Genomic DNA, 18,111 nt, shown 5'->3' with positions numbered 1-18,111 from the left:
GTCAGTTCGCTTCGCGAGGGGACAGCATGGCGCTGATCGAGGCTTCGGCGACCTTTACGTCGTCGACCTTGGCGATGCAGTCGAATTTCCAGATATTGCCGCGCTTCTTGGTCTGTTCGACATGATATTCAAGGCGGTCGCCCGGAACCACGGGCTTGCGGAACTTCGCGTTGTCGATCGTCATGAAGTAGACAAGCGGCGCCACGCCCATATCGAGCGAATTGCAGCAGATGGCTCCCGCCGTCTGGGCCATGCCTTCGACGATCAGGACACCCGGCATCACCGGCATTCCGGGGAAGTGTCCGAGGAAATGAGGCTCGTTCGCGGTGACGTTCTTGATGCCGACCGCGCGCCTGTCCCCGTCGATCCCCACGATCCGGTCCACCATCAGAAAGGGATAGCGGTGCGGAAGGAGTTCCAGGATCTTCAGAATGTCGATGCTTTCAAGCGTCGTCGTCTCTTGGCTCATTCACGTTTCCCCGACGGCCAGCCTTGGCCATCTCGCTAACCCATGTGATCTCGCGAAACCAGTCCCGGACCGGTTTGGCGGGGCTGCCTCCGACTTTGGCACCGGCCGGAATGTCACCGGCCACGCTGCTGATCGCGGCGATTTTCGCGCCGGCACCGATGACGGCATGGTTATTAACGACGCTTTGTCCGCCGATCACCACGCCATCGCCCAGCGTCACGCTGCCGGCCAAGGCCACCTGCGCAACGATGATGCAATGGCGACCGATCACCACGTTGTGCCCGACCTGCACCTGGTTGTCGATCTTCGTTCCTTCACCGATAACCGTATCGCGGATACCGCCGCGATCCACCGTGGTGTTGGACCCGATCTCGACATCGTCCTGAACGATGACGCGACCGATCTGCACGTTCTTGACGATGCCCTGCGGCCCGGCCGAATAGCCGAAGCCATCCTGACCGATCTTGACGCCCGGATGCAGGACCACCCGGTTTCCAAGAAGCGCGAACTGCACCGTCACATGCGGGCCGATATGGCTGTTACGCCCGATGTGGCACATCGGACCGATGACGCTGCCCGCGCCGATCACCGAACCCGAACCGATCGCAGCGCCGGCACCGATGACGGCACCGGCTTCCACCGTCACGCCGTTCTCGATCCTCGCGTCTGGATGAATATGCGCGGCGGGCGATACGCCATCCGCGCCGCTCAATACGGGCGGGTGCAGTGCCGATGGATAAAGGGCCTGCCCGACAAGTGCGAACGCCAGCCCCGCATCCCGCACCGCTAAAGCCGGCAGACCCACCGGCAAATGACGGGTGTTGCGTCTAGCCAGGATCACGCATCCCGCCTTGGTCTCGGCGAGCGCGGAAAGATATCGTTGGTTATCGAAGAAGGCGACGTCCGACGGGCCTGCCAGATCCAACGTCGAAAGCCCGGTCAGTCGCGCCTCGACCCCGGTAGGCCCAACGATCTCGCCGCCTGTGAGGGCGACGAGATCGGTCAATGTCAAGCCGATCCCTTGGGCGAAGAACTCGATTTCGCGCATCGGCATCGTCCGGCTTCGTGATCCGTTTCCGGAATGTCGCGGTCAGAAGCGGGTCGAGAAGCCGAATGAAAGCTCCTGGGTCCGGTCGTAATCTTCCTTCAGGAACGGATGTGCGTAGTTCACGCGCAGCGGACCGAAGGGCGACGCCCAGATGAGACCGACGCCCGCCGAAGCGCGAAGGTTGAGGTCCGTCCCGACCACGCCGTACTCGCCCTTGTATTCCGAACCCCAGAGCGTGCCGGCATCGGCGAAGACCGCCCCGCGGAAGCCGAAGTCGCGGGAAATGCCCGGCAGCGGGAAGGTCGCCTCCGCCGAAGCGTTCAGGTAATTCTCGCCGCCAATCGAAACGCCGCGCCCCACCGTATCGCCATCGGAGTCGATCTCGAACTGGCGCGGACCCATACCCTTCGTATCGAAGCCGCGGACGATGTCCTGGCCCTTGAAGAAATTGTCGAAGACCCGCAGGTCCCCGCCGAGAGCGGAGACATTGCCGCCACCAGCGCTGAGCTGGCCGATGACGTCGTATTCCTCGATCAACTGCTGGAAATACGAGGCCTTCGCCGTCGTCTTCACGAAGTTCGCGTCACCGCCGATGCCCGCGAATTCCTGGCCGAATGTTGCCAGAACGCCGTTGCGTGGATCGGTCGAGGAATCCAGCGAGTTGTAGGTCAGAGCATAGGAGATCGACGAGGTCGTGTAGGGGCTTTCGCAGATCGCCGCGTTGATGATGCGCGACCGCGTATATTTCGGCGCGTTCGAGAAATCGGTCGCCTCGCCGGAGCGGCTCGACGAAACGTAGCCGAGCGGATTGGGATCGTCGCAGGTCGAGCGCAGGAGTTCGGACGGGCCGCTATAGCCGTCGTCGTTCGTGTCGGTCGTCAACGGCTGGACGAAGTTGCCGTTCGCGTCGGTACGGAACCGTCCGATCGACACACCGTCGTCGTCGCCGAACTCTTCGGACTTGAAGTTGTAGGCGACCTGCCCCGTCAGTTCCGTCGTGATCGGGGCCGCGATACGCACGTCGCCGCCCGTCCGCTCGACATCGTAGGATTCCGACGTGTTCTTCGTCGTGTAGATGTCGAAACCGGCAGCGAGCCGGCGGCCCAGGAAATACGGCTCGGTGAAGGAAAGCTGATAGCTGCGGGTGTCTTCGCCGAAGCCCGCCGAAATCTTCACGAACTGGCCGCGTCCGAGGAAGTTGCGCTCCGTGATGCCGATTTCGGCAACGGGACCATCCGACTCGCCGCCCGTCGTGTAGCCGCCACCGATGGAGAACTCACCGGTCGACTTCTCCTGAACCTCGACGATGACCACGACGCGATCGGGCTCGGAGCCCGGAGCGGTGGAGATGTTGACCTTCTCGAAGAAGCCGAGACGCTCCAGCCGCTGCTTGGCGCGCTGCACCAGCACCTGATTGAAGGCATCGCCCTCGGACACGTCGAACTCGCGCCGAACGACATAATCTCGGGTCTTCGTGTTACCGCGAACTTCCAGCCGCTCGATATAAGCGCGCGGCCCCTGATCAATGACGTAATTCACGGAGATCGTGCGGCTATTGAAGTCGCGATCGCCGCGCGGCGTCACCTGCGCGAAGGCGAAGCCATTGGCCGCCACGCGGTTCGTGAGCGACACCAGCGACTCTTCGATCTTCTGCGCGCTGTAGACGTCGCCGGTGCGGGTCTTCAACTCACCCTGAAGCGACTGGCCGCCGACGCCCGGAATGGTGCTGTCCACGTTCACGTTGCCGAAGGCGTAGCGCTCGCCCTCTTCCACCGTGAAGGTGATGAAGTACTTGTTCTGCGACGCATCGAGATCCGCGGTCGCTGAAACGATCCGGAAATCGGCATAGCCGCGATTGAAATAGAAGCGGCGAAGGGTTTCCTCGTCCGCGCGCAGACGATCCTCGTCGTAGACGTCGTTGCGCTGCAGGAAGCTCAGAATGCCGGACTCGCGAAGCGCGATGACTTCCTTCAGACGACCGTCGCTGAAGGCATTGTTCCCGACGAAGTTGATTTGGCCGATCTTGGTGCGATCGCCTTCGTTGATGTCGAAGACGACGTTCACGCGGTTGTTCTCGATCGGTATGGTGCGCACCGAGACAGCAGCGTCGCTGCGGCCGATGCGCGTATAGGCCTCGCGAATGGCACCGACATCGTTGTCGGCCGTGGCCTGCGAATAGGCCCCGCGGGAAGACGTCTGCACCGCGGCGCGGAGCTGCTCGTCCTTCAGCTTGGAATTGCCCTGGAACAGAACCTGATTGACGATCTGGTTCTCGCTGACATTGACGACAACCGTGCCGCCCTGCTGGCTGATCCGCACGTCGGAGAACAATCCGGTCGAGTAGAGCTTGCGAACGCCCTCGTCGATATCGGCGTCCCCGATGTTCTGTCCCGGCTTGATGGCGAGAAGGCCGCGCACGGTGTCGGCATCCACGCGCTGGTTGCCTCTCACCTCGACCCGGCTGACCTGCGCGGCCGCGGCGTTTTCGGCGAGGACGATGCTTGCGCCGAGAGAGGTCGCGAGGACCGTCGACGAGAGCGCCAGCGCCGATGCGGCCCGAAGCAACTTAGATCCAGCCGTCATAGGCTTAACCACCTTTATACAATGCCTCGACGGGATGCCGCGTCGGCAGCCCGCACCCTTCGCCTTTTACCGGCTTTGGGTATGCGTTCAAGCAAACTGGACGCGATCTGTTGAGGAATCGGAAAAGCGTTGCAACCCCGCCACTCGTAGAGAAAACATGGTTAACATTCGGTTAAACACCTGACAGATCGATTTTCCATCAAGAAAGGTCGTTCCAAAAGGCGAACACCATCAAGGACATGACAAGCACAAGACCGACCTTGAACCCGAATTCCTGCACCCGCTCGCTGAGCGGTCGGCCCCGCAGAGCCTCGGCGACGTAGAACATCAGATGGCCGCCATCGAGCATGGGAATCGGTAAGAGATTCAACAGGCCGATCGATATGGAGAGCTGCGCGGCCAGAAGCATGATCGCGGCGAAGCCGATGGTCGCGACCTGACTCGAGACCTGCGCGATTCGGACCGGACCGCCGATCTGTTCGGCGCCCTGCCCGCGCGAGAAGATGCCTCCGATGAAGCCGACCGTCGCCTTCGTGAAGAACCACGTCTGTTCCACGCCGTATCGGAGCGAATCGATGGGACCGAGTTTTTCCAGGCGGAAATCGGCGCTTTGTCGATCCGCGACCAGCCCGAGAAGCGGACCTTCGATCTTGTTGCCGAACGGATCGGTCTGCGATTCCATTCGCGGCGTGACGCTGAAGTCCAAGACTTGGCCGCCGCGATTGACCGACACTTGGATGGCGGACGCAGGGTGGGTCGCGACATATTCCAGAATGTCGCTGAAATACTCCACCTTGCCCCCGTCTAGGGCGACAACCCGGTCGCCGGGCAGGATGCCGGCCGCTTCGGCCGGTGAGCCGGCGCGGACCTGGGACACGACCGGATCGCCGATCGTGCGGCCCGCGAAGAAGGCGACGGCTGCGAAGATGACGATGGCGAGAATGAAATTAGCGACCGGGCCGGCCAGAACCGTCGCGGCCCGCCGACCGACGGTGGCCGACGGAAACGCCTCGGCGCGTTCCGAAGCGCTCATTGCGCGAACGCGGTCCTGATCAGGAACGCTCGCGGCGTTCTCGTCGCCGAAAAACTTGACGTAGCCGCCGAGCGGGATTGCGGCCAAGCGCCAGCGCGTTCCGGCGCGATCCGTGAAGCCGAAGAGCTCGGGCCCGAAGCCGATCGAGAACGTCAGAACGCGAATGCCGCACAAGCGCCCGATCGCGTAATGGCCGAGTTCGTGAAAGAACACGATCACCGTCAGCACGAAGAGGAACGGCACGATCTTGATCAGAACCGTGCTCCACAAGACATCGAAGCCGGTCAGGAAATCCATGGATTTTGCTTCCTCATAAAGCCGTGCCGGCCGGCGCGAAGACAGGCGACCGGGGGACGAGACAATCCTTCCCCGCACGCCGTGGCAAGTGGGTCTGCGCGCCGCGCACCTTCAAGGGGTGAAGATCGCCTGGGCGGGATGCTGGAACCCGGCGAGCACCATGCCGACGAGCCACGCGAATCCGATGGCGACGACAAGGCCATCGATGCGGTCCATCAGGCCGCCATGACCGGGAATGAGCGTGCCCGAATCCTTCACGCCGAAACGCCGCTTGATCCACGATTCGAAGAAGTCGCCACCCTGCCCCAGCACCGAAAGAACGGCGCAGAAGAGAACGATGATCAAACTGAACGATCCGGTCGCCCACCCGTAGAAGCCGGTTCCCAGAACGACGCCCGCGAGAAGTCCGCCGATCGAGCCGGAAACGGTTTTCTTCGGTGAAATGCGGGGAAGAATCTTCGGCCCGCCGAAAACCCGGCCGGTGAAGTAAGCGAAGATATCCGTTGGCCAAACGACGCAGACGACCAGCGTCATCGCGAGCAGCCCAGCCAGATCGTCGCTGCGCAACATGCCGGGCGCCAGCGACGCGAGCGCCGCATAAACCAAGCCGCCGACAAGCCAGTTCGAGCGCCGTTGACGCGCATCGATCAACACGATGGCGGATATGCCCGCCACCAGGATGACGATCGCGGCGAGATTGAAACGGAATAGAAACGCCACGAGGCTCGCGTAGAGCGCGTAGCGGGTGAACGTATGGAGAAGGCCGAGCGAGTCGGCTTTCGTCATGCGGCACCATTCCCGCAGGACGATCACCCCGGACAGGCAGCAGAACAGCCGGAACGGCCAGCCGCCGAGCGCCAGAAGCCCGAGCGACACGAGCCCGAGAATCACGGCGGAGATCAGCCTGGATTTCAGGTCTTCCCAGGTCGGCGCATTCACGATGCGCCCGATGCCGAGTCCCATGCCGCTAGGAAGCGATCTCGCGAGAAAGGCCGCCGTAGCGCCGGTCGCGAGAGGAATATTCGTTGAGGGCGTCTTCGAAGGCCTTGCGGTCGAAGTCAGGCCACAGGCAAGGCATGAAGACGAATTCGGAGTAGGCCGACTGCCAGAGCAGGAAGTTCGACAAGCGCATCTCGCCGCTGGTGCGGATGATCAGATCGGGATCGGGAATGCCCGCCGTATCCATGTGGCTGTCCATGAATTCCGGCGTCACGTCTTCGGGCGAGGCTTCGCCCAGCGCGATCTTGTCCGCGATCCGGCGCGTCGCGCGGGCCAGTTCCTCGCGCGCCCCGTAGTTGAAGGCGATGACGAGCGTCGTTTCCTTGTTGTCGCGGGTCAGGTGCTCGGCTTCTTCCAGAAGCCCGCGAATATCGGATGCGAGGTTGTCCCGAGCTCCGATCACCTTCACCCGCACCCCTTCGCGGTGGAGTTCGGCAAGATCGCGACGGATGAAGAGCTTCAGGAGCCCCATCAACTCCGTCACTTCCTGCGCCGGACGACGCCAGTTCTCGGACGAAAAGGCGAAAAGCGTCAGATAGCGGATGCCAAGATCACCGGCCGCGCGAACCGCTCCGTGCACGGCATCGACGCCGCGCCGGTGTCCCATGGTCCGGGGCAGGCCTCGCGCCTGCGCCCAGCGGCCATTGCCGTCCATGATGATGGCAACGTGTTGCGGATAGCGCACCCTGATCTATTCTCCGGCTCTCGGCCCTGGGATCGACCGGTCGAATCTATGACGAATGCAGGCCGCCTGTCTGCCGACAGACCGTGCCATAAATCCTACACCTGCAATATTTCCGCTTCCTTGTCGGACAAGGTGCGATCGATGTCGGTGATCGTTTCATCCGTCATCTTCTGGACGCGCTCGGACATCTGGCGGCTTTCGTCCTGCCCGATATCGCTGTCCTTCTCCATCTTCTTCAGCGTTTCCATGCCGTCGCGCCGCACGTGCCGCGCCGCGACCTTGGCGTTCTCGGCATAGGTGTGCGCGACCTTCACGAGTTCCTTGCGGCGCTGCTCGTTGAGTTCGGGCAGCGGGATGCGAAGGGTCGTGCCGTCGGTGATGGGATTGAGGCCGAGATTGCTGTCGCGGATCGCGCGCTCCACCTTGCCGACCAGAGCACGGTCCCAGACCGAGACGGAAAGCATCCGGGGCTCGGGAACCGACACGTTCGCCACCTGATTGAGCGGCGTTTGCGCGCCATAGGCATCGACATTGATGGGATCGAGCAGGTTCGCCGAGGCACGCCCGGTCCGCAGTCCGGCGAGATCGTGCTTCAGCGAAGCGACGGCGCCGTCCATGCGCCGCTTCAGTTCGGTGAAATCGAAAGTCGCCATCGTCCTAACCCTTAACGTCCATCAAGCTGTCATCATAGCCGGCACCGAAGCGCCAGCCGAACTCAGTCCGAAACGAATGTCGCCAGTCCCCGCCCCCGAAGGATTTCGGCGAAACCGCCGGCTTCGTGGATCGAGAAGACGACGATCGGTATCCTGTTTTCGCGAGTCAACGCGACCGCCGCGACATCCATCACCGCAAGGCCTCGCAGAAGAAGCTCTTCATGCGTCAATCGCTCGTAGCGTTCGGCATTCGGGTTCTTCTTCGGATCGTCGGTATAGATGCCGTCGACCTGCGTGCCCTTGAACAAGGCCTCGGCGCCCATTTCCGCCGCCCTCAGCGCGGCGGCCGAATCGGTTGTGAAGAAGGGGTTGCCGGTGCCGCCGGCGAAGATGACGACGCGTCCGGCATCGGCATGAGCCAGAGCCGCGCGCTGCGAAAAGCTTTCACAGATTTCGGGCATGGGGATCGCCGACAGAACCACGGTCTCGACGCCAAGCTTCGTCAGGGAGGTCCGCAGCGCCAGTGCGTTGATGACCGTCGCCAGCATTCCCATGTGGTCGCCGGTGACGCGGTCGCCGCCCTTCGAGGCCACGGCGACGCCGCGAAAGATATTGCCGCCGCCGATGACGATGGAAATCTCGACGCCGAGCTTGCGAGCTTCGGCGATATCGCCCGCGATGCGGTCCGCTACAGTGACGTCGATCCCGAAACCCTGGCTGCCCATCAGGGCCTCGCCGGAAACCTTCAGAAGCACGCGCTTGAAGCGTATGTCGTTCGCCATGAGGTCCCCGCTGAATGACGGCCTGCGATACAACAGGGGCGCCCGCTTGGGAAGCGGACGCCCCTCATGTTCGTGGAAGTACTGAGATTACTTCTTGCCGGCCGCGGCCGCGACCTCGGCGGCGAAGTCGCTCTTCTCGCGCTCGATGCCCTCGCCGAGAGCGAAGCGCACGAAGCCGGTGATCTGTGCCGGAGCGCCGAAGTCCTTCTCGGCTTCCTTCAGCGCCTTCTCGACGGTGAGGTCGGGATTGATCACGAAGGCCTGGCTCAGGAGAACCGACTCCTCGTAGAACTTGCGCATGCGGCCCTCGACCATCTTCTCAATGATCGCATCCGGCTTACCGGAAGCGCGGGACTGCTCGATGAAGATCGACTTCTCGCGCTCGGCGATCGTCGCGTCCACTTCGGAGGCAACCAGCGCCAGGGGGTTCGTCGCGGCGACATGCATGGCGACCTGACGACCGAAGGCGGCCAAAGCCGCGGCATCGCCGGCGGATTCGATCGCGACGAGCACGCCCATCTTGCCGAGGCCTTCGGCGACCTGGTTGTGGATGTAGGTGGCGACGACGCCCTGGCCGACGCCGAGGAGAGCGGAGCGACGCAGGGCCATGTTCTCGCCGATCGTGCCGACAGCCTCGGCGATCGTCTCGGTCACGGTCTTGCCAGAAGCCGCATAGGTCGCGGCCCCCACGGTCTCGACGGAGCCGTCCGTGGAAAGAGTCGTCTCGGCGATCTGGCGAACCATCGCCTGAAACGCATCGTTGCGCGCAACGAAGTCGGTCTCGGAATTGACTTCCACGAGAACGGCCTTGTTGCCGGCGGATGCGACGCCGACGAGCCCTTCGGCAGCGGTGCGGCCCGACTTCTTGTCGGCCTTGGCGATGCCCTTGGCGCGCAGCCAGTCGATCGCGGCTTCCATGTCGCCGTTGGTTTCGGCGAGCGCCGTCTTGCAGTCCATCATGCCTGCGCCGGACTTCTCGCGCAGTTCCTTCACCATCGCGGCGGTAACGGTCATTCGGTCGGCCTCATGTCAAATGTGAGAAACGCACCCTCGACGTCGAAACGGAGGGTGCGCGGTAAACATGACGGCGGAATGTCCGCCGTCCAAAAACGGTCGGGAACCGGCGGCACCTGCCGCCGGAAAGCCCATCAAGCGGCGGGCTGAACCTCTTCCGCGACATCGTCGCCGATCGCGCCGGAAGCCGACGACTGCTCGGGCATGTCGAGGTCTTCGGCCGGTGCATCCACCGACGCGCCGACATCGACGCCCATCGCGCCGGCCTGACGGCCGATGCCGTCGACGGCGGCCTTGGCGATCAGATCGCAGTAGAGCGAGATCGCGCGCGCCGCGTCATCGTTGCCCGGGATCGGGAAGTCGATGAGGTCCGGGTTGCAGTTCGAATCGACAACGGCGACCACCGGGATCTTGAGGCGCTTGGCTTCCTCGATCGCGATCGCTTCCTTGTTGGTGTCGATCACGAAGATCATGTCGGGCGTGCCGCCCATGTCGCGGATGCCGCCGAGGGCGCGGTCGAGCTTGTCGCGCTCGCGCTGAAGCGTCAGGCGCTCCTTCTTGGTAAAGCCCTGGGCTTCGCCGGCCAGCATTTCGTCGAGCTTGCGCAGGCGCTGGATCGAGTTCGAGATGGTCTTCCAGTTGGTCAGCATGCCGCCGAGCCAGCGGGAGTTGACGTAATACTGGGCCGAGCGCTGCGCGGCGTCGGCGACGATGTCGGACGCCTGACGCTTCGTGCCGACGAAGAGAAGACGGCCGCCACGCGAAACGGTGTTCGACACCGCCGTCAGCGCCTGATGCAGCATCGGCACGGTCTGGGCGAGATCGAGAATGTGGATGTTGTTGCGGGTGCCGAAGATGAACGGGCTCATCTTGGGGTTCCAGCGGTGGGTCTGGTGACCGAAGTGAACGCCGGCTTCGAGAAGCTGGCGCATGGAATAATCTGGCAGTGCCATCGTGTTGTTGCCTTTCCGGTTGAGCCTCCACGGAGAATGGACGGTTTTCACCGCCACCGGTGGTCTCTCGCTTCGGACAAGCCGAACACCCGAGACCGAACCTCCGTGTGTGGAATAAGCGGGGCCTTACATGATCTGCAGCCCCTCGGCAACCCGCGCGGCCCCGTCCCGAAGATCCCCAGTAGTTACCGGCAGGTCGGCATATCCAGAAGATCGAGCTTCTTCAGCGAACCGCTGAAGGCATAGGAACCGAAGTCGAGCATCAGATCGTCCGACACGCCGTTCTCATAGAGGACGTATTTCGTCTGGAAGACCGGCATCCCGTCCGGGTCGCTGTCCTTGTTGTAGTAGCTCTCCGAAATCCGCCAAGAGCGCATGCCCTCGAGCTTCGATCCGATGTCGGATGACGGTGTTTTCGTCCCGTCACCGGCGACGGGCGCGATGACGGCTGTGGAGGTCAGCAGCTTTTCGCCGTCGTCGTCGCCGTCGAAGAGCTTGGTTTCCACGATCCGCTCGCCCGCGACGGCGCGCTGGATCAGCTCCTGCGTGTGTTGCATCGGGAAGCGCGAAAGCGGCAGGACGAAGTCCTTTTTCTGCGGCGATTCCATCGAAACGCGGGTGCCGCCAGCGTCGTGGCGGGCGGTGCCCTTGATCTCCTTTTCCGGGGAGCCATCGACGAACGTCTTGGTGGTGAAGGTGAAGTTCTGGTCGGGAGCGTTCTCGGTGGACTGCGTCTGCTGGTCGGTCAGCGTCATCTCCTGCTCCTGCTGGAAACGCGCCATGAAGCGGTAGTCGAGGTTCCAGACGCCGCAGGCCTTCGAATCGAGCTTCATCGCGATTCGACCTTCCGCGCCGACGATGCCGGAATCCTGGGAAGCGAGTTTCAGATCGTAAACCGCCTGATGGGCGACAAGCGGCGTCGCGGCCGTCGCGACACCCGGAATCCACGCGGCGGCAAGCGCAGCCAGCAGTCGGAACGTCATCGCATGTCCTTTCCATTCCCCGTCGCCGAGATTAGACCATGCGGAGCGTTCGGCCAGCCCGGATAAGACGAAATCCCGAACAATAAGGACCAACCATGAGCACCTCGATCGATGAGAAGCTTGCGGCCGCAGGCGTCACGCTGCCGGAGGCTGCAGCGCCGGCCGCGAACTACGTGCCCTATATTCTCTACGCGAATCTCCTGCAGACGTCCGGCCAACTGCCGCTCGATGGTGGCAAGCTCGCGGTTTCGGGCCAACTCGGCGCTGGTGTTTCGCTGGATGACGGGCAGCGCGCGGCCCGCTTCTGCGCCATCAACATCCTTGCTCAGGCAAAATCCGCGCTCGGCGGCGATTTCACCCGTATCAAGCGCCTTCTGAAGCTCACCGTCTTCGTTGCGAGCGCGGAGGGCTTCATCGAACAGCACAAGGTCGCGAACGGGGCGTCCGACTTCCTGGTCGAGATCCTGGGCGATGCAGGCCGTCATTCGCGTTCTGCGGTCGGCGTGCCTTCCCTTCCGCTCGGCGCGGCGGTCGAGATCGAAGCCTTGTTCGAGGTCGCCTGAGCCCATGCAGCCGACGCTTTCCTGGCTGACGTCCCGTCCGATCGCGCATCGGGGGCTTCACGACGACCGCCTCCCCGAGAACTCGATCGCCGCGGCCAGGGCAGCGGCGGACCATGGTTTCGCGGTGGAATGCGACGTTCATCTATCGAGCGACCGCGTGCCCATGGTCTTTCACGACGACACCCTGGATCGCCTGACTGAAATGTCCGGCCCGCTTGGTGATAGGCCGTCGTCCGAGCTCGTGAAGCTCGCGCTCGCAGGAACGGGCGAGCGCATCCCGACGGTCGCCGACTTTCTTCGCGCGATCGATGGCAGGGTGCCGGTCGTCATGGAGTTGAAGGGAACCTCGCCGGATGCGGATGCCGACTTCCTTCAGCGTCTCGGACCCCTCCTCGACGGCTATGATGGCGATCTCGCGTTGATGTCCTTCGATCACTGGCTGATCGATCAGGCCCTCGCCTACGGCAAGCGACCTGTCGGCCTGACAGCGGAGGGAACGGAAGCCGAAGCGCTCGCCCGTCATCGCGAAATCTTCGACCAAGGCTGCGGGTTCGTTTCCTACTGCGTCGACCATCTGCCGAACGAGTTCACGGACTATGTCCGCGATCGGGCCGCGCCGCTCATCACTTGGACGGTTCGCAACCCGGCGCAGGTGACAATCACGAAGACCCATGCAGACCAGATGACCTTCGAGGGCTTTCTGCCGCAGAACTGACGCTTGCGTCGCCGCGCCGCCGGTCTAGCTTTACGGCATGACATCGAAATTCGTGCCGGGCGGCCCGGCGGACGATCATGCCGTGGATGGCGCAATCCACATCCGGGTCGCGGAATCGATCGAATCGGTTCCGCCTTCTGTCTGGGACGAACTGGCGAACGCCGGATCGTCCACCGGCAATCCGTTCCTGAGCCACGCTTTTCTGAGTGCGCTGGAAGACAGCAAGGCCGTCGGTTCGCGCAGCGGCTGGCTTCCGCAGCATCTCCTTGTCGAAGACTCCGAAGGGCGCATTCTGGCGGCAGCCCCTGCCTATCTGAAGAGCCACAGCCAGGGCGAATATGTCTTCGACCATGGTTGGGCGGATGCGTTCGAGCGAGCCGGCGGGCGCTATTATCCCAAGCTCCAGCTTTCGGTACCGTTCACGCCGGCGAGCGGCCCTCGCCTCCTCGTTGGCAACGGCTCGGCCGCACCGGTTCTGCGGGACGCCTTGATCGCCGGTATCAAGGGTTATGTCGCGCAAACGGGCGTATCTTCCGCCCATGCGACGTTCCTCATGCCTGACGATCTGACCGCGATGGAGGAAGCGGGCTTTCTTCATCGCACGGATCAGCAGTTCCACTTCCGCAACCGCGAATACGGAAGCTACGAGGACTTTCTGGAAACGCTGGCGTCCCGCAAACGCAAGGCGTTGCGGAAGGAGAGACGGGAAGCCGTGTCGAACGGCATCGAGGTCGTCCGTTTGTCAGGCAAGGAACTGACCGACGAGGTGTGGGATGCCTTCTTCGGCTTCTACATGGATACCGGGTCCCGAAAATGGGGTCGCCCTTATCTCAACCGCCGCTTCTTTTCGCTCGTCGGCGAGCGCATGGGCGACAAGATCGTTCTCGTGATGGCGCGGCGCGCGGGCCGCTTCATCGCCGGCGCGCTGAACTTCGTTGGCGGAGACACGATCTACGGGCGCTATTGGGGCTGCGTCGAGGACCACCCCTTCCTGCATTTCGAAATATGCTACCACCAGGCGATCGATTACGCGATCGAGCACAAGCTCGCCGTCGTGGAAGCGGGAGCCCAAGGCGAGCACAAGCTTGCGCGGGGCTACGAGCCGACCACCACGCATTCGGCGCACTGGATCGCCCACCCCGGACTTCGGCAGGCGATCGAGGATCATCTCGATTACGAGCGCCATCGCGTCGCCGAGATGAAGGAGGCGCTGGATGCCCACACCCCATTCCGGCGCGGCGAAAGGCTGGACGAGCCGGCCACCGAGGATTAGCCCTGAGCCCATTCCACGGCGAGGTGAATGATGAGCGCGACCTACGATCCGGCCAACATCTTCGGAAAGATTCTGCGCGGCGAAATCCCGAGCGAGAAGCTGTTCGAGACCGAGGACGCCATCGCCATCATGGACGTGATGCCGCAATCGAAGGGTCACTGCCTCGTGATCCCCAAGACGCCATCGCGCAACCTCCTCGACGCCGAGGACGAAACCCTGGCGAAGCTTATGCCACTCGTCGCCAGACTATCGCGCGCGGCGAAGCAGGCCTTCGATGCCGATGGTATCTTCGTCTGCCAGTTCAACGAAGCGCCGGCCGGGCAGACCGTGTTCCACCTGCATGTCCACGTCATTCCGCGCTACGAGGGCGTCGAACTCGTACGTCACCACGACAAGATGGCCGACCCGGCTCTTCTGAAAGAACAGGCGGACCTCATTCGTCGAGCACTTTGAAGCGCGTTTTCGCTCGCTTCGAATAACGAGGCCGAGCAGCATTCGATATCGCGGAAGCACCTTATGACCGGGTGCCACTCGCAAAAACGGCGGCCCGCTCTTCGCGAAGGCCGCCGTTTTCATGAGGGATAGCCGGTCGGACAACCGGCTATCCGCTTCGTCAGTTGCTGCGACGGTTGCCCTTCTGGGCGGCGGAGGGCTTCTTGGCGGTCTTCACCGCGACGTCGCCGTCGCCTTCCGCATCGTCCAAATCGTCGTCGTCATCGAACTCGGCCTCTTCGGGCATGTCGCCCCGGCGCGCCTTCAACGCAGCCTCGTCCGCGATGGATTCGAGGGCGAGCGTCTTCCCGCCCTTCTCGTCCTCGGCGACCGTCACCTTCACCGTCCCGCCACGCTTCAGCTTGCCGAACAACAACTCGTCCGCCAGCGGTTTCTTGATGTGCTCCTGAATCACGCGACCGAGCGGACGCGCGCCCATTTGCTCGTCGTAGCCCTTGCTCGCCAGCCATTCGATCGCTTCCTCCGACAGGTCGAAGGTGACGTTGCGCTCGGAAAGCTGCGCTTCGAGCTGCATGACGAACTTCTGCACGACCTGATGGATCACCGGCGTCGGCAGCGGGCCGAACGGGATGATCGCATCGAGACGGTTGCGGAATTCCGGCGTGAACAGGCGGTTGATCGCCTCGACGTCGTCACCTGTCCGCCTCGTCGAACCGAAGCCGATCGCCGCCTTGGCCGCTTCCGAAGCGCCGGCATTGGTCGTCATGATCAGGATGACGTTCCTGAAGTCGATCTTCTTGCCGTTGTGATCGGTCAGCTTGCCGTGATCCATGACCTGCAAAAGGATATTGAAGAGGTCGGGATGCGCCTTCTCGATCTCGTCCAGCAGCAGGACGCAATGCGGATGCTGGTCGACGCCGTCGGTCAGGAGACCGCCCTGGTCGAAGCCGACATAGCCGGGAGGCGCGCCGATCAACCGGGAAACGGTGTGGCGTTCCATGTATTCCGACATATCGAACCGCAGAAGCTCGACGCCAAGCGAGGATGCGAGTTGCTTCGCCACCTCCGTCTTGCCGACGCCGGTCGGGCCGGAGAAGAGGTAGGAACCGATCGGCTTCTCGGGCTCGCGCAGACCCGCACGGGCAAGCTTGATCGCCGAAGCAAGCGCCCCGATCGCCGCGTCCTGACCGTAGACGACGCGCTTCAACTGCTCATCGAGATTGGCCAGAACCTCCTCGTCGTCCTTGGAGACGGTCTTCGGCGGGATGCGCGCCATGGTCGCGATCGTCGCTTCGATCTCCTTCACGCCTATGCGCTTCTTGCGCTGGTCTTCCGGCAGAAGCATCTGCGAGGCACCGGTCTCGTCGATCACGTCGATCGCCTTGTCGGGCAGCTTGCGGTCGTTGATGTAGCGGGCCGAAAGCTCCACCGCCGAACGGATCGCGCTCGTCGAGAAGCGCACTTTATGGAACTCCTCGAAGTAGGGCTTCAGGCCCTTCATGATCGCGATCGCGTCGTCGATCGTCGGCTCCTTGACGTCGATCTTCTGGAAACGCCGCACAAGAGCCCGGTCCTTCTCGAAGAACTGGCGGTATTCCTTGTAGGTGGTCGAACCGATGCAACGGATTGCGCCGGACGACAGCGCCGGCTTCAGAAGGTTCGAAGCGTCCATCGCGCCGCCGGACGTCGCGCCGGCGCCGATCACCGTGTGGATCTCGTCGATGAACAGGATCGCGCCCGGATATTCCTCGAGCTCCTTGACGACCTGCTTCAGGCGTTCCTCGAAATCACCGCGATAGCGCGTGCCGGCGAGAAGCGTACCCATGTCGAGCGAGAAGATGGTGGCGTCGGAAAGAACCTCCGGCACGTCGCTTTCCACGATGCGCTTGGCAAGCCCTTCCGCGATGGCGGTCTTGCCGACCCCAGGATCGCCGACATAGAGAGGATTGTTCTTCGAGCGGCGGCACAGCACTTGGATGGTGCGGTTGATCTCTTCGGTCCGGCCGATCAACGGATCGATCCGGCCGTTCTTGGCCTTCTCGTTCAGGTTGACGCAATAGGCCGTCAAAGCGTCCTGCGCGTTCTTGCGGCGGCCTTCTTCTTCCGTGCCCGTGGTCGTCTGGTCCTCTTCCGCGCCCCTGACGGCTCGACTTTCCGACGCGCCGGGACGCTTGGCAATGCCATGCGCGATGAAGTTCACGGCATCGTAGCGCGTCATCTCCTGTTCCTGCAGGAAATAGGCGGCATGGCTTTCGCGCTCGGCGAAGAGCGCAACGAGCACGTTGGCACCCGTCACTTCCTCCCGGCCCGACGACTGGACGTGAATCACCGCGCGCTGGATGACGCGATGGAAGCCTGCGGTCGGCTTGGACTCCTCGTCATGACCGGTGACGAGATTGGCGAGTTCCGTATCGATGTACTCGACCAGGCTGCCTCGCAGCACATCGAGATCGACCGAACAGCCCTTCATCACGGCGGCCGCATCCTTGTCCTCGATCAGCGCGAGGAGAAGGTGTTCCAGCGTCGCGAATTCCTGCTGGCGTTCGTTGGCGAGAGTCAGCGCCTGATGCAGGCACTTCTCGAGGCTTTGGGAAAAGGTCGGCAAGGTTCACCTCAATTCTTTTCCATGACGCACTGAAGCGGATGTTGATGCTGGCGTGCGAAATCCATCACCTGCGTGACCTTGGTTTCGGCCACCTCGTAGGTGTAGACCCCGCACTCGCCCACGCCATGGTTGTGCACGTGCAGCATCACGCGCGTCGCACTGTCGTGGTCCTTCTGGAAGAACCGCTCCAGAACGTGGATGACGAACTCCATCGGCGTGTAGTCGTCGTTGAGAAGCAGCACACGATAAAGGCTCGGCTTCTTCGTTTGCGGTTTCGTCCGGGTGATGACCGAGGTGCCCCGGTCCGTCCCCGACTCTTTGTTCTTGCCCGCCTGCGATCGCACCCTTGGCGCCCCCGCCACGGTGCTGGGTCGTTGAATGCTCACCGCCGCCACCTCTGTCGTCGCCCGATATGTATGATGCCGTTTGCCGATGTTAAGGGAATCACACCGCGACAAGGAGACACCATTTCTCTCGCGCTTCGTCGGATGTCGATCCTAGGACGGTTTGGCGGCGGGCGTCCACGCTCTTGGTGAAACCGGAGGCCCGGAACGAGGCATCCGCGCAAAAACAAAAGGCCCGGCGATTTCTCGCCGAGCCTTCCGAATGGTGGTGTGAAGGGCCTTGCAGCCCGGTCAATCAGAGCGCCTGCTTGACGGCCGACTGACCGGCGTTGATGGCATTCGTGAAGGACTGCTCGAACGGCTTGTAGACCTCACGCGCCATCGAGCCGTAGATTTCGCCGACCTTGGTCGCCTGCGAAATCCAGTCCTGATAGGCGTTCTTGGCGAATTCGTTCTGAACTTCGACCACCTTGTCGAAGCTGCGGAGTTGGGAGAGCTGCTCGAACATGCGAGCGGACTGCTCGTAGGAGCGCTTGGTGTATTCGGTGGTCTCGCTGGCGATCTGCTGGAAGCCACGGGTCACCACGGACAACGAGCGAACGGCTCCGTCCACCGCTTCCTTGCCGACATTGCTGGCTTCGTCGAAATTGCTCATTCGG

General features: G+C 62.7%; 18 protein-coding genes. 4 read left to right on the top strand and 14 right to left on the bottom strand.

Annotated elements, in window-relative coordinates; genetic code table 11:
* Position 1: 1 nt before the first annotated feature.
* From fabZ to F9929_RS19210, 11 genes are all read right to left on the bottom strand, one after another.
* Positions 2–469, bottom strand: coding sequence for a 3-hydroxyacyl-ACP dehydratase FabZ (fabZ, locus tag F9929_RS19260; protein WP_152048182.1), 468 nt, complete (start codon positions 467–469; stop codon positions 2–4).
* Complete coding sequence (gene lpxD, locus F9929_RS19255; RefSeq protein ID WP_152048181.1) at positions 444–1,517, bottom strand: UDP-3-O-(3-hydroxymyristoyl)glucosamine N-acyltransferase; 1,074 nt, start codon at positions 1,515–1,517, stop codon at positions 444–446. The genes fabZ and lpxD overlap by 26 nt, the downstream gene beginning before the upstream one ends.
* 42 nt (positions 1,518–1,559) lie before the next feature.
* Positions 1,560–4,100 carry an outer membrane protein assembly factor BamA gene (gene bamA / locus F9929_RS19250; RefSeq protein WP_152048180.1) on the bottom strand — a complete coding sequence of 847 codons (2,541 nt, stop codon included), beginning with the start codon at positions 4,098–4,100 and terminating at the stop codon, positions 1,560–1,562.
* 199 nt (positions 4,101–4,299) lie between these two features.
* Complete coding sequence (gene rseP / locus F9929_RS19245) at positions 4,300–5,430, bottom strand: RIP metalloprotease RseP (protein ID WP_152048179.1); 1,131 nt, start codon at positions 5,428–5,430, stop codon at positions 4,300–4,302.
* Between the two features lie 111 nt (positions 5,431–5,541).
* Positions 5,542–6,393 (bottom strand): phosphatidate cytidylyltransferase, encoded by an 852-nt coding sequence (locus F9929_RS19240; RefSeq protein ID WP_152048178.1) that lies wholly within the window; start codon positions 6,391–6,393, stop codon positions 5,542–5,544.
* A gap of 4 nt (positions 6,394–6,397) precedes the next feature.
* Positions 6,398–7,084 (bottom strand): isoprenyl transferase, encoded by a 687-nt coding sequence (locus tag F9929_RS19235; RefSeq protein ID WP_235919448.1) that lies wholly within the window; start codon positions 7,082–7,084, stop codon positions 6,398–6,400.
* 125 nt (positions 7,085–7,209) lie between these two features.
* Positions 7,210–7,767: a ribosome recycling factor gene (gene frr / locus F9929_RS19230; RefSeq protein WP_152048176.1), complete on the bottom strand. Its 558-nt coding sequence runs from the start codon at positions 7,765–7,767 to the stop codon at positions 7,210–7,212.
* Between the two features lie 62 nt (positions 7,768–7,829).
* Positions 7,830–8,549, bottom strand: coding sequence for a UMP kinase (gene pyrH, locus F9929_RS19225; protein WP_152048175.1), 720 nt, complete (start codon positions 8,547–8,549; stop codon positions 7,830–7,832).
* An 87-nt stretch (positions 8,550–8,636) separates the two neighbouring features.
* Positions 8,637–9,563, bottom strand: a complete 927-nt coding sequence (gene tsf, locus F9929_RS19220; RefSeq protein ID WP_152048174.1) for a translation elongation factor Ts — start codon at positions 9,561–9,563, stop codon at positions 8,637–8,639.
* A 134-nt stretch (positions 9,564–9,697) separates the two neighbouring features.
* Complete coding sequence (gene rpsB / locus F9929_RS19215; RefSeq protein ID WP_152048173.1) at positions 9,698–10,516, bottom strand: 30S ribosomal protein S2; 819 nt, start codon at positions 10,514–10,516, stop codon at positions 9,698–9,700.
* A gap of 185 nt (positions 10,517–10,701) precedes the next feature.
* Complete coding sequence (locus tag F9929_RS19210; RefSeq protein ID WP_152048172.1) at positions 10,702–11,499, bottom strand: EipB family protein; 798 nt, start codon at positions 11,497–11,499, stop codon at positions 10,702–10,704.
* A gap of 95 nt (positions 11,500–11,594) precedes the next feature.
* On the opposite strand from F9929_RS19210, the gene F9929_RS19205 reads away from it, so the two are divergent.
* The 4 genes from F9929_RS19205 to F9929_RS19190 all read left to right on the top strand — a co-directional run bounded on the left by F9929_RS19205 (position 11,595) and on the right by F9929_RS19190 (position 14,503).
* Entirely contained in the window at positions 11,595–12,062 is a 468-nt protein-coding gene (locus F9929_RS19205) for a RidA family protein (RefSeq protein ID WP_152048171.1), read from the top strand.
* 4 nt (positions 12,063–12,066) lie between these two features.
* Positions 12,067–12,777 (top strand): glycerophosphodiester phosphodiesterase family protein, encoded by a 711-nt coding sequence (locus tag F9929_RS19200; RefSeq protein WP_152048170.1) that lies wholly within the window; start codon positions 12,067–12,069, stop codon positions 12,775–12,777.
* An 82-nt stretch (positions 12,778–12,859) separates the two neighbouring features.
* Positions 12,860–14,050, top strand: coding sequence for a GNAT family N-acetyltransferase (locus tag F9929_RS19195; protein ID WP_193227837.1), 1,191 nt, complete (start codon positions 12,860–12,862; stop codon positions 14,048–14,050).
* A gap of 30 nt (positions 14,051–14,080) precedes the next feature.
* A complete protein-coding gene (locus F9929_RS19190) occupies positions 14,081–14,503 on the top strand; it encodes an HIT family protein (RefSeq protein ID WP_152048168.1) in 423 nt (140 codons plus the stop codon).
* Positions 14,504–14,663: 160 nt separating this feature from the next.
* Here F9929_RS19190 and clpA read toward each other — a convergent pair whose 3' ends face one another.
* From clpA to F9929_RS24120, 3 genes are all read right to left on the bottom strand, one after another.
* Entirely contained in the window at positions 14,664–17,108 is a 2,445-nt protein-coding gene (gene clpA, locus F9929_RS19185; RefSeq protein WP_152048167.1) for an ATP-dependent Clp protease ATP-binding subunit ClpA, read from the bottom strand.
* Between the two features lie 8 nt (positions 17,109–17,116).
* A complete protein-coding gene (clpS, locus tag F9929_RS19180; RefSeq protein ID WP_152048280.1) occupies positions 17,117–17,470 on the bottom strand; it encodes an ATP-dependent Clp protease adapter ClpS in 354 nt (117 codons plus the stop codon).
* Positions 17,471–17,747: 277 nt separating this feature from the next.
* On the bottom strand, positions 17,748–18,107 hold the full coding sequence (locus tag F9929_RS24120; RefSeq protein ID WP_193227829.1) for a phasin family protein: 360 nt from the start codon (positions 18,105–18,107) through the stop codon (positions 17,748–17,750).
* Positions 18,108–18,111: the final 4 nt, after the last annotated feature.

The organism is Aureimonas psammosilenae, from assembly GCF_009176975.1.
Lineage (GTDB): Bacteria > Pseudomonadota > Alphaproteobacteria > Rhizobiales > Rhizobiaceae > Plantimonas > Plantimonas psammosilenae.
This window is presented reverse-complemented; position numbering and strand designations above follow the sequence as displayed.

Coding starts and splice junctions, on each gene's coding strand:
- fabZ (WP_152048182.1), bottom strand. CDS start 469: ATGAGCCAAGAGACGACGACGCTTGAAAGCATCGACATTCTGAAGATC.
- lpxD (WP_152048181.1), bottom strand. CDS start 1,517: ATGCGCGAAATCGAGTTCTTCGCCCAAGGGATCGGCTTGACATTGACC.
- bamA (WP_152048180.1), bottom strand. CDS start 4,100: ATGACGGCTGGATCTAAGTTGCTTCGGGCCGCATCGGCGCTGGCGCTC.
- rseP (WP_152048179.1), bottom strand. CDS start 5,430: ATGGATTTCCTGACCGGCTTCGATGTCTTGTGGAGCACGGTTCTGATC.
- F9929_RS19240 (WP_152048178.1), bottom strand. CDS start 6,393: ATGGGACTCGGCATCGGGCGCATCGTGAATGCGCCGACCTGGGAAGAC.
- F9929_RS19235 (WP_235919448.1), bottom strand. CDS start 7,084: ATGGACGGCAATGGCCGCTGGGCGCAGGCGCGAGGCCTGCCCCGGACC.
- frr (WP_152048176.1), bottom strand. CDS start 7,767: ATGGCGACTTTCGATTTCACCGAACTGAAGCGGCGCATGGACGGCGCC.
- pyrH (WP_152048175.1), bottom strand. CDS start 8,549: ATGGCGAACGACATACGCTTCAAGCGCGTGCTTCTGAAGGTTTCCGGC.
- tsf (WP_152048174.1), bottom strand. CDS start 9,563: ATGACCGTTACCGCCGCGATGGTGAAGGAACTGCGCGAGAAGTCCGGC.
- rpsB (WP_152048173.1), bottom strand. CDS start 10,516: ATGGCACTGCCAGATTATTCCATGCGCCAGCTTCTCGAAGCCGGCGTT.
- F9929_RS19210 (WP_152048172.1), bottom strand. CDS start 11,499: ATGACGTTCCGACTGCTGGCTGCGCTTGCCGCCGCGTGGATTCCGGGT.
- F9929_RS19205 (WP_152048171.1), top strand. CDS start 11,595: ATGAGCACCTCGATCGATGAGAAGCTTGCGGCCGCAGGCGTCACGCTG.
- F9929_RS19200 (WP_152048170.1), top strand. CDS start 12,067: ATGCAGCCGACGCTTTCCTGGCTGACGTCCCGTCCGATCGCGCATCGG.
- F9929_RS19190 (WP_152048168.1), top strand. CDS start 14,081: ATGAGCGCGACCTACGATCCGGCCAACATCTTCGGAAAGATTCTGCGC.
- F9929_RS24120 (WP_193227829.1), bottom strand. CDS start 18,107: ATGAGCAATTTCGACGAAGCCAGCAATGTCGGCAAGGAAGCGGTGGAC.